This is a genomic window from Flexithrix dorotheae DSM 6795, from assembly GCF_000379765.1.
Classification (GTDB): Bacteria; Bacteroidota; Bacteroidia; order Cytophagales; family Flammeovirgaceae; genus Flexithrix; species Flexithrix dorotheae.
Genome location: NZ_KB903462.1, coordinates 32,898 through 44,054, shown reverse-complemented (window position 1 = coordinate 44,054; position 11,157 = coordinate 32,898). Strand labels below are relative to the sequence as shown.

Sequence of the window (11,157 nt, the reverse complement as noted above, 5' to 3'; positions counted from 1 at the left end):
CAAGGCCATATACTGATTGACAGTATTGCGGCTGATACCCAGGGTTTTTCCGATTTTACGGTTACTCAACCCATCTAAATGTAGCGTAATAATTTGTTTTAAATCCATAGGATCAAGTTTATTTGCCATATCACTGTCTTTTTTTTCAGCGATATAACACATTATACCTGATCTTTTAAAGTGGCACAGTTTAATCCGAAACCGATGGCACAACTTAATCCGAAAATGGCACAGTTTGAACCGAAATTACTGGCACGGTTCACTCCGTTTTTACTGGCACTGTTTAATCCGGTTTATCCACCTGCCCTCATTTATGTATACCTGAAGCTTGTTATATCTTTCAGCCAGATAATGCATGGCTTTGCCTATAGTGGATTTGGGTAACACTTTGGGATATTCTTCTACGATCCATTGTCCTAATCGCTCCATTATAGGCTGGGATTTTTCTTCTCGTAACTGCTGTCTTTGCTCAGCAGTGAGTTTTCGGTCTCGAGCTTCTTGTTCCACCGCATACAATTGTTGGAATAAGAGCATAGCATAGCCTGCTCTGGAAGGATCATTATCCAGTGCTTTTTCAAAATACCTGCGAGCATGGGCCATACAGCCTACCAGTACAATGTTGAGGCCTTCTTTTTTGAGTAATTCCTCATAAACCTGATAGCCATCAGTCTGCAAATAGCCTTCATAATTTTTCAGGATACCGGATGGACCTTCCCTGGAACGTCCTTTTTGGTAGTCAAACAATACCAAACGCTGTTCAGGAGCGTAATACACCCAATGGTAGCCCCTATGCGTTTTCCCTTTTTTATTTTTATCCAGTACTTGGATCGTTGTTTCGTCTGCCTGTAAATAATTGGTTTGAAGCGCTTCAAACTTTAAGGTTTCAAATACCGGTTCGAGTACATCACAGGCAGGGATTAACCAGTAACTCAGGGTACTGATCGGTATTTTCATACCCATCTGCATCAACCTGACCTGTTGTCGGTGAAAAGGCAGATGATGGCAGAATTTATCCACCAGAATTTGGGCGATTAAACCTGGACCTGGAATGCCTTTTTCAATCGGACGAGCTGGTAAAGCTGCGATATGAAAGGTTTCTGTTTGACTCACATAACGGGGTCTGATGTAACGCAGCACAATCAATTTAGCCGGGATCATTTCCAGTTGTTCAGTGACTTCTTCACCCACTTTGCGCATCTGGCTGGTATCCACATCGGGTTTCAGTACGATTTCTTTTCGGGGTAAATTGGCTGGAAGAGGCTGGCGACCCACATGCCTGGACGGCTGAGTGCCTTTTACCGCTCTTTGGTAAGAAATGGTTTGTTTTACCTTAGCCGGATCTTCTGCCGGCACATTGTCATCCAATGCCAAAGTAAGCTGCTGATCATTGGTCTGACTGGCCACAAAGCGTTCCCGTTTACTGCCAAACAACATGTGCTTCAATTCAGAAAGCTCTGACCTGAGGTTGGCTACCTGCTCAAGCAGTTGTTGCCGTTCGGCTAATAAAGCCTGTTTAGCCTGCTTTTCTGCTAATAATTGAGCGGTGAGTTCCTGTGTTGACATGCCTCTAAATACCCTTCAATGAGCAATTAGACAACTTATTCCCCTTTTATTTTTAGGATGATCCAAACCTTTTTCTACGTCTGGTGACCTGAACTTCAAGCCCCTCAATTAACAAACAAAATTCACTGTAACTCAAATGAATGGATGCACCCTGACCTTTAGGAAGATGGAAAGTACCGGATTCCAGGCGTTTATAATATAGCATGAAGCCGGTGGGTTCCCAAACCAGTATCTTTAACCTGTCCAGGCGTTTGCCCAGAAAAATAAAAGCATCTCCCGAAGTGAGTGCCCCACCCATATAATTGGTCACCAGGCCACTTAACCCATCAAATCCTTTGCGCATATCGGCAGGCTGGTCACACACAAAAAAGCGCTGCTGACCATTCAGACCGAACATCCTTTCAAGACTTGCTGTAGATAATTTACCGATACCGGTTGGCCAAAGCGAATAATAATCCCATTGGGTAAAATAATTTCCAAAGGACTAGTTGCCGGTTTTTCATAAGTAACAGGAATAAACTTGGCCTGATCTGAAACAGGAGATTTCAATTTGCGATACCGTACCGACCAGTAAGCCAATACATGAACCGGAATATTATGGACTTTACCATACTCCTTCTGGGTAAGCCCACTAGAATGCCAGGCTTCTATGATAGGAAACATCTCTGCTGAATTACGAATCTTTTGCATCTTTCTTTTTGCCCACTAAATAAACCCCTTCCTCCCAAAATCAAAAGGCTACTTCGTTAGATGGATACAATAGTCGTACCCAAAATTGGACTTTGAGCAACTGCCCATCTTCCCATTCTAGTGCCGCCCCAGGCGTATGCCTGATCTTGGGCTTTCTGACATATTCCTCCAAAATTTCCAATAACTTTATGTTAATTAAAAAAGCTGGCTATTTCGGAGGGTCCGAAATTACTGGCACGGTTCACTCCGTTTTTAATGGTATTGTTTAATCTGGTTTATTCAGTGTAACCATTGATAATCAAAAATTTATGTAAACTTTTCCTTTTTAAATTAATATTATTATTATTACCTTCTTTTTTATAATTTTTTTCTTTCAATGACTAGTAAAACAAATGTAAAAGCATTTATTTCATATGCTCATAAGGATAGAAAATACTTTAAAGCACTAGTTGAAGGGTTAAAGGTCCATTCAAAAAATTCTATCCATTTTAATTGGGAAATATGGGATGATAGAGAAATAGTTTTAGGGGAAGAATGGGATGAACAAATCCAGCAAGAGGTTAAAAAGTGTGATTTTGCAGTTTTATTAATATCAGCAAACTTTTTAAGTTCGCCTTATATCAAAAAAGATGAGTTTGAAAATTTCGTTTTACGACAGAAAAATGACGGATTTCTATTTTTTCCTGTTTTAATAAGTGATTGCGAATTTTCGAATTGGGAGAATTTATCTAGAATTCAGTTTTTTTTGCCAGCAGGAGAAGATTACGGATATCCTAAGTTAGGTGAAAAACCTATTTCTTATGATAGATTGATACATTATGATACTGAGGGTGTGGCTCATCATCAGCCCTCAATTCATACGTATCATAAGAACTTTGTCAAAAAAATAGAATTAGCACTAAAAAAAAAAGTCAATAGTATTTTTAATACTTCTAAAAATCTAATTCCAGAAAAATTTTATTTAGGTTGTAATAGAACAATACAATTTCAAGATTTACAATACATTCTTGAAATTTCAACAAAAAAGCCATGTATGTGCATTTTGTATGGTAATCGTGAAGATTGTCATAGAAGCCTTATTGAAAGGTTTTATTATTATCTTTTAAATAAAGGTAAGTATGTTGTTATACCATTAATAAATATTGGAAAGTGGGATGTAAGGAATAGAAAGGAAAGAATTATTAAGTCTAGTTTTGAAGCATTTAATTTAACTGATATTAAAGCTGTGCCAGATAATGCTCAAATGATAATAGATTCATATAATCAAAAATGTGATGTGTTATTAATTGAAATCGAAATTGATTGTAATGAACAAAAATGGAATAATAATCTTAAATCAACTCTAAAATGGTATATCAATGAATTTTGGAATGTTGATACACAAAATTTAAAAGTTCTCCATTTAATAAAGCTTGTTTCTAAACCTTCAAATAATTGGTATTTCAAATTATTTGATTTTTCTGAAAGAAGGATAGAAAAAGATTTAAGAGATTTATACTCCTCCGAAATAAGGTTCAAAGTATTACCTAAATTATCTCCAATTAAAAAATATCATGTTAAAGAACTTCTTATTGAGAAAGGTTTAGCAAGTTATGTTGATAAAATTGATAAACTTTTTTTAAAGAAGAGTGAAATAACAATGTTAAACTTTGAAATGTTTGTAACTAAAGAATTTTTAAATGGAGAATAAGTATAAAATTTATAAAGGACCAGAGAAAATTACTGACAACGTTGGTATATTAGATTTTGATAATCCAAAATACTATAAACCTTCAAAAAGTTTATCAGATGCAGTTAATGTGGCTATATTATTAGGTAAACCATTATTAATTACTGGTGAACCAGGAACTGGAAAATCTCAACTAGCTAATAGTATTGCATATGACCTTGAATTAAACCTTTATAAATACATTGCTAAAACAAATTCTATTTCACGAGATATATTTTATTATTATGACTCGATTAGACATTTTCATGATGCTAACCTTGCTAAATCGACTATAAATCAATTAGATATAGTTAATACTAGTGACTATACTAAATATATTAGATTTGAAGCTTTGGGAATGGCTATTAAAGAAGCTTCTATTAATAAAAGTGAAAAAGAAAAAAAAAGATCTGTGGTTCTTATAGATGAAATAGACAAGGCTCCTCGTGATTTTCCAAATGATATTTTATATGAGTTAGAAGAATTGTATTTTAAAATAAATGAAACTGGGGAGGAATATTTAGCTGATAAAAAATATAGACCAATTATTATTATTACGAGTAATTCTGAAAGGTTATTACCTGATGCATTTTTGAGAAGATGTTTATACTATCATATTGAATTTCCAAATGAAAATCAACTAATGGAAATTATTCTTAATAGAATAAAAGATGGAAATGCTAAAAATGGAGGGTTGAGGTTAAGTTATTCAAATCAGGAAATTGAAATAATTATCCAACATTTTTTTGAAATTCGTGAAATATGTACATTAAAACCCCCTGCTACTGCTGAATTACTTTCATGGCTTCAACTATTAGAGAAACTAAATTTAAATATTGAAAAATTAAAAGATATTTCATCATTAGGAGAAACAGAAAGAGAAATATTAGGATTAAGCTATTCAATTCTGGCAAAACATAAGGAAGATATTTTAAAACTAAAAGATAGGTTTTTATAGCAAATTATGCATTTAGCTTTTCCAAATACCGAATTGATACAACCTTTGTATTTGAAAAATTTTATTCAATTTCTGATTTCAGAAGGTTTTTATTTGTCTCCTGATAAACAATTAGAAATTACTTATATAACAGATACATTTGGTAAAGATGTAACAACTAAAAATCTTAAAAATATCTTAAGTCCTATTATTGTAAATAACAAACAGGAACAAGAAAGGTTTTTTCATTTGTTTAATTTGTTTTTTATAGAAAATCCAATTTTTTCACAAATTGAATCGGAAGAATTACCGAACTTAAAGGTTAGACCTCCTCATAAAAAAACTAGAAGTGTAAAATATAATAGTAACCTAAGTGCTTTTTTAGGTGTATTTATTACGATAATCACCCTAATTACAGCAGGATTTTTTTTTAATTGGTATATAACCTCAATATTTTCTCTTTTAGGTTTAATTACTTTTGTTATTGTTAAATTTGAATTATATAATTTTATAAAAGCCAAAGAAATTCTTTTTCAATTATTTAAAAAAAATGTCAAAATTAAAGAACCTCCTTATAAATTTAATTTTCAAATTAGTTTGCCAAAACTAAAATTGTTTGATAAAGAAAAAACAGATTTTTTATATTACCATTTCAATAAGAAAAGTAAAATCAATTTAGATAGTATAGAGGTTAATGTTCCTGGAACTTTACAAAAGACAATTAAGAGTGCAGGGTTTATTAATTTAGTTTACCAAGATAAAATTTTCCCAATACAATATTTGGTCTTGATCGATGAGAATTCGTTTAATAATCATTTATTAGGTTTTTTTAATGCAATTATTGATTGTATTAAAACTGAAGGAATAGATGTGAAATTAATGTATTACAAAAGTGATTTTAGAAGATGTATTGATGAAAATCGAGAGGTTTGTAATTTTGATAATATTGATTATCAAGGTAAACGATTAATTTTTTTTAGTGATGGAAATAGTTTTATAGATCATTTAAATGGGGGTGTTTTCGCTTGGATTAAAACCCATCTTTTAAGATGGGGAAAAGTCGGGTTAATTTCTTCCAAACCAATACATCAATGGAGTTATCATGAAAAACAATTAGATAACTTTTTTTATATTGCTCCAGCCTCATTAGATGCTTTTTTAAAATTAATAAGAAACTTCGATTCGACTAGTAAAACCGATTATGCCTATTGGAAAAATTATTATTTAAAGAATTCAACCTTTCAAGCCACGACAAAAGATTTGGAAGAAAGATTGAATGAAAAATTATTTCATTGGATATGTTCGTGTGCAATATATCCTGAAATTGATTGGAATTTAACACTAAATATTGCAAAAAAACTAGAAAGCTTTCCTGGTGAATTAATTAATTTAGATTCCATCAAGATTATCTCAAAAATAGATTGGTTTAGAGATGGTAAAATTCCATACTCCGAAAGACTAAAGTTACTTTCCAAGCTTCCTCAGGAATATAATATTGTAATTAGAAATTTCATAGTTAACCATCTCCAAAAATCTGTAATTATACCACCTATTAATTCCTTTGCAAATGATATATACACTATTCATCTGTTAAGAAACAAAATAGAAATAGCTAAAAACAAAAGCTCAAATTTAGATAAACAACTTATTAATAAATTTAAAACATTATATCTTTTAAGCTTAAAGGATAATCCTGATATTATTGATGAAGAACTGAAAGTTTTTTTTACAAACCTTAAAAGCAGAGAATTCATTAAGAATGATGAAGAATTATCATATAAAAAGACAAAATCTGAGTTTGAATCAATACTTAATGAAGGTAAAGGAGTGAATGTAAAGGTTTTGAAAAATCTAGGAGATAACATAACTATATTATATTTTGGTTCCTCAAGTTCATTTCTTACAAAAAATGAAAATTTTAATATAGTTAATTATTCTTCTTGTGAAGAAGGTTTAACCTGGATTGTTAATAATCAACATCTTGTCGTTAATAATAAATTATCCATATTCTGTGAATTAAGTAAATTAGATTCCTCTTTCTATACTTTTTTAGAAGTTCTTCAACAAAATGCAAAGTATAAAAGTATCCCAAAATTTGTTTTAACGAAAAATGATTTCATTAATTTAGAAGATAAAAAGCAATTCTTAAAAAAGGGAATAGATGATATTTTTTATTATAATAATCATCTTAATGATATAGAATCAAGAATTAAGATGATTCTAAATTTAAAATCAATTTTAGAGAAAGAGAAAATATTTAATGTTGATAAAGAGCGTACGTCGAATAGTAAAATTTTCAGAAGATTTATAGATATAATCTTTTCCTCATTATCATTAATAATACTGTCTCCAGTTTTTTTATTAATTTGTATAATGGTGAAATTAGACTCAAAAGGAGCTGTTTTTTATATTTCAAAAAGAGTAGGAATGAATTATAAGATATTTAATTTTTATAAGTTTAGAACGATGGTGGTGGATGCTGATAAAAAGATTAAATCACTTAGCCATCTGAATCAATATAGTTCAAAAAATGACTCAGGGGTCTTTTTTATGTTGAATAAGGACCCAAGTATTACAAGAGTGGGTTCTTTTTTAAGAATATCCAGCCTTGACGAGCTTCCACAACTAGTTAATGTATTATTTGGACAAATGTCTTTGGTTGGTAATCGACCTTTGCCAATCTATGAAGCGGCTTCTTTGACAAGAGATGAATGGGCAGAAAGGTTTTTGGCTCCTGCAGGTATTACAGGTTTGTGGCAGGTAGAAAAAAGAGGTAGAAGGGACATGTCAGTGGAAGAAAGAATAAATTTGGATATACAATATGCTAAAAAAAATAACTTCTGGAATGATATTCTGATTATGCTTAAAACAATTCCAAGTTTGATTCAAAAAGAGGACCTATGAAAAATCTAGTTGACTAAAGAATCTTTAATCTATATATTCGATGCAGCAAGTTAATTAAATCAACAGGTTTATTTAAAATAGTCTCAAACTGTGCATTTGGTTGATTATTACTAGTATCAGTTATAGCAATTATTGGAATATGATTAAATAATTCAATAGTAGATAATTTTTTACAGAGAGAATTACCATCTAATTTAGGTATATTAATTTCAGTAATTATTAGATCTGGCATATTTCCTTCATACAACCATTTTAAGGCTTGTAAACCATTTTTTTGGAGGTTTGCCTTAAATTTATTTTCGTTTAGAAAATTATAAAGCAACATTCCCATTCCTTCATCTGGTTCTATAATTAAAATTTCAGGTTTCATTTGTTTTTTAAAATAGGTAGTCTTTTACACATGGGCTAATATCACCTTCAACTTAAATTTATAATAAAATATATTAAGAGGTCACCATTTTTAAAAGTTTTTAGTTTCATAATTTTGGTTTATAGTAGGTCTGGCTGTAGCCTTCTCCTCCCCACTTCCCCAAAACCAGGCCTAGTCGACAGAAACAGGTAGAAAGTCGTGTAGAGGATAAAAAATAGAATTTATAAATCTCTAATAATCAGCAAGTAATACTACTTTTTCCTCTAATTTCCATGTCCAAAAATTAGATAGTTTTATAGAATTGAAATTTGGACATATTTTTAATATCATAGGCTATAATTTACTTTGAAACTAAATAAGTTGTATATATTAATTCAAAAGTATACCACGGGTGTACGAAGAACTTCCTGAAGGTAAAAAAACTAGGCATTGGGAAATAAAAAGTATTATCTTGTAAAAGTACAATAACCAAACCATCCAAAAAATGAATCAAGAACAGTTAGCCAAAAAATTTAAGGAAGAATTAGCCAACTGGTATGCTTCACAAGCCAACCAAACAAGTGGCTATGAATATGAAAAAAGCTTTACCGAATTGTGGTTAAAGTTAGGTCGGGAAGTCTTTCANGAAAGTCTTGGAGATGGTGTTTATCAAAAGAATAAGAAAAAAAAATAAAATCGCTTTATGGGACAGTAGTTTTGGAAAAGCAACATGTGTTGGCNAGTTGTCCAAATGGGTTTCGTATGAGCAGTTATTTACAAGATATAGTAGTTTATTTAGGGAGTAATTATGTGTTTGAGGAAGCCAGTGGGGTATTAAATAAGCTGTTATTCTTGGATATTTCGGCTAAACAAATAGAAAATGTTAGTGAAAAAATAGGGCAAATCCTGCAGGAAGAAGAACAGGAAAAAATAGATCATCAAGAAGCTCTTCCCAGTGATTTGATTGATAGTCAGGAGGTATTGACCTATGTAGAAATGGATGGCTCAATGGTATTTACAAGAGAAGAAAAGTGGAAGGAGTGGTCCGTCACACGGTGAAACTTGGGAGGATTTTTCAATTACCAATTCAGGAAGCACCTGCAGGTATAAAGCATAGTGAATATTTTGGCCATCTAGGTGATGCGGCAACCTTTCTAAAGGGACTTAAATGTTTAATTCCCTCAGTTAAATGTCCAATATTCATTGGAGATGGAGCTCCTTGGATATGGAATTGGGTAAGTAAGTGTTATCCCAAAGCTATCCAAATACTGGATTTCTATCATGCCATGGAATATGCTCATAGATTTGCCAAAGAAGCNTTTCCGGACGAAATAAAAAGAAAATCCTGGATAGATGGAGTTAAAAATTACCTGTTGACTGATCGGATTGGTGCATTGATTCGACACTTTGAATTACTGGAATCCCGAGTGAAACCAGAACATTTATCGCTACTTTTAACCTTAAAGGAATATTACCAAAGAAATCAGGAGCGTATGTATTATGGTTTTTATAAAGATCAAAAGTTATTGATAGGCAGTGGTGCTATAGAATCAGCCCATAAAGAGGTCATCCAAAAAAGAATGAAATTATCAGGGCAAAGATGGTCAAAGAAAGGGGCACAAGCCATCTTGCAATTAAGAACAACTAAGAAAAGTGCAAAATGGAATCAAGTTATCCAAATCGCAAAATATGGAAAAATGGCAGCATAATTGGGAAGTTCTTCGTACACCCGGGATCCCACTGAATTTTTTCTAGTGTTGAACAAACCTAATGGGGGTTAGGTCCGGAAAAAACGCTGTGTAATTTCAATTTTTTTCTTGCTTGTATGAGAGCTTTTTGGTGAGGTGATTTTGTTTGGAGTAACGTTTTTTGTAGCTAATTTCCATTTCAGTATTCATTTTTAGAACTTTTGAGGATGAGAAAACTTGATAAGGGGCTATATGTTAAGTAGGGGAGGGGAGAGCTGTAATTTTGCTTACAAAGGCTTTAATGGAAAATACTGAAGCACTTTTTTTATCCATTTATGGTAAATGAATGGGATTGATGATTATTCAAAATAAAAAACCTATAATTGCTCAGGAGAATCATTACTATCCCTTCGGCTTGAACCTTACCGGTATTGAGAAAAAAGGAACGCCTGATTTTAAGTATCAATATAATGGTAAGGAGAAGCAAGAGGAGTTTGATCTCAACTGGTCTGATTACGGAGCCAGGTTCTATGATAGTCAACTTGGGAGGTTTCATAACATTGATCCTCATGCTTTTAACTATGAATCAATTTCACCTTATGCATATGTTGCAAATAATCCGCTTCGTTTTATTGATCCAAATGGTAAAGATTTAGAAGAAGCACTTCGGTTAGCAAGTCTTGGAGCTTATTCAAATCATCAGGCAAGAGTACACCAAAAAATTGCTGCAGAAAAATGGGAAAAAGCTAAAAAGGCAATGAAGGATGGCAAAACAGAAGAAGGATTAACCTTACTTCAAGATGTTGCCTCAAACCTAGCTGAAGCCACTGGACATTTAGGTGTAGCACAATATTATTACATGGAGGCTGTAGGGGAATTACATGATGGGGGAGATTTAGTAGAAGATTTAGAACATGGAGTTCAAGAGATAGAGGATCTGTTTTCTAGAAATGAAGGAGGAAGTCATAAAAGAAATTTAAGAAATATCAAAAAAGATGATGATGGTAAGGCAATAGAAACCTCACATCATCTTCCAGCATTTTCCGCACTAGAAAAAGCAGGGTTAAAAATCAGCCGAGATGACGCAAGTGCAATAATTATGAGTATAGAGGATCATAAAAAAACAGCTAGTTTTGCTGGAGGTCCATATACAAATCAAGCTAAATACAGGAAACAACAGCAAATGCTTATTGAAAAAGGATTATTTTTTGAGGCCATCAAAATGGATATTGAAGATATAAGAAGTAGATTTGGTAATAAGTATGATAAAGGGATCAGGCAGGCTTTAGAATATACAATTGAAATATTAAGACCATAA

At 32.3% G+C, this 11,157-nt stretch carries 10 protein-coding genes; 5 read left to right on the top strand and 5 right to left on the bottom strand.

Annotated features, from left to right (window positions below; genetic code table 11):
- The 4 genes from A3EM_RS47735 to tnpA all read right to left on the bottom strand — a co-directional run.
- Positions 1–108: sigma factor-like helix-turn-helix DNA-binding protein (locus A3EM_RS47735; RefSeq protein ID WP_245576558.1), on the bottom strand; the 108-nt coding region annotated here is incomplete at its 3' end.
- A 162-nt stretch (positions 109–270) separates the two neighbouring features.
- Positions 271–1,563: an IS66 family transposase gene (gene tnpC / locus A3EM_RS43760; protein WP_020531253.1), complete on the bottom strand. Its 1,293-nt coding sequence runs from the start codon at positions 1,561–1,563 to the stop codon at positions 271–273.
- Between the two features lie 52 nt (positions 1,564–1,615).
- Positions 1,616–1,960, bottom strand: a complete 345-nt coding sequence (gene tnpB / locus A3EM_RS0126395; RefSeq protein WP_020531252.1) for an IS66 family insertion sequence element accessory protein TnpB — start codon at positions 1,958–1,960, stop codon at positions 1,616–1,618.
- The gene (tnpA, locus tag A3EM_RS43755; RefSeq protein WP_020531251.1) at positions 1,948–2,253 is read right to left on the bottom strand and encodes an IS66 family insertion sequence element accessory protein TnpA; all 306 of its coding nucleotides are present in this window, start codon (positions 2,251–2,253) and stop codon (positions 1,948–1,950) included. The genes tnpB and tnpA overlap by 13 nt, the downstream gene beginning before the upstream one ends.
- A gap of 376 nt (positions 2,254–2,629) precedes the next feature.
- Between tnpA and A3EM_RS0126375 the strand changes: the two genes are divergently transcribed.
- The 3 genes from A3EM_RS0126375 to A3EM_RS48240 are packed head-to-tail and all read left to right on the top strand — an operon-like array spanning position 2,630 to position 7,802.
- Positions 2,630–3,943: a TIR domain-containing protein gene (locus A3EM_RS0126375; RefSeq protein WP_020531248.1), complete on the top strand. Its 1,314-nt coding sequence runs from the start codon at positions 2,630–2,632 to the stop codon at positions 3,941–3,943.
- Positions 3,933–4,919, top strand: coding sequence for an AAA family ATPase (locus A3EM_RS0126370; protein ID WP_020531247.1), 987 nt, complete (start codon positions 3,933–3,935; stop codon positions 4,917–4,919). Before A3EM_RS0126375 ends, A3EM_RS0126370 begins: the two co-directional genes overlap by 11 nt.
- A 51-nt stretch (positions 4,920–4,970) precedes the next feature.
- The gene (locus A3EM_RS48240; protein WP_245576557.1) at positions 4,971–7,802 is read left to right on the top strand and encodes a sugar transferase; all 2,832 of its coding nucleotides are present in this window, start codon (positions 4,971–4,973) and stop codon (positions 7,800–7,802) included.
- A 13-nt stretch (positions 7,803–7,815) separates the two neighbouring features.
- On the opposite strand, the gene A3EM_RS0126360 is transcribed toward A3EM_RS48240, so the two are convergent.
- Positions 7,816–8,172: a response regulator gene (locus A3EM_RS0126360; RefSeq protein WP_020531245.1), complete on the bottom strand. Its 357-nt coding sequence runs from the start codon at positions 8,170–8,172 to the stop codon at positions 7,816–7,818.
- A gap of 741 nt (positions 8,173–8,913) precedes the next feature.
- On the opposite strand from A3EM_RS0126360, the gene A3EM_RS48235 reads away from it, so the two are divergent.
- Together A3EM_RS48235 and A3EM_RS0126340 are read left to right on the top strand one after the other, a co-directional pair.
- Positions 8,914–9,210 carry a hypothetical protein gene (locus A3EM_RS48235; protein WP_157638097.1) on the top strand — a complete coding sequence of 99 codons (297 nt, stop codon included), beginning with the start codon at positions 8,914–8,916 and terminating at the stop codon, positions 9,208–9,210.
- Between the two features lie 975 nt (positions 9,211–10,185).
- Entirely contained in the window at positions 10,186–11,157 is a 972-nt protein-coding gene (locus A3EM_RS0126340) for an RHS repeat domain-containing protein (protein ID WP_020531241.1), read from the top strand.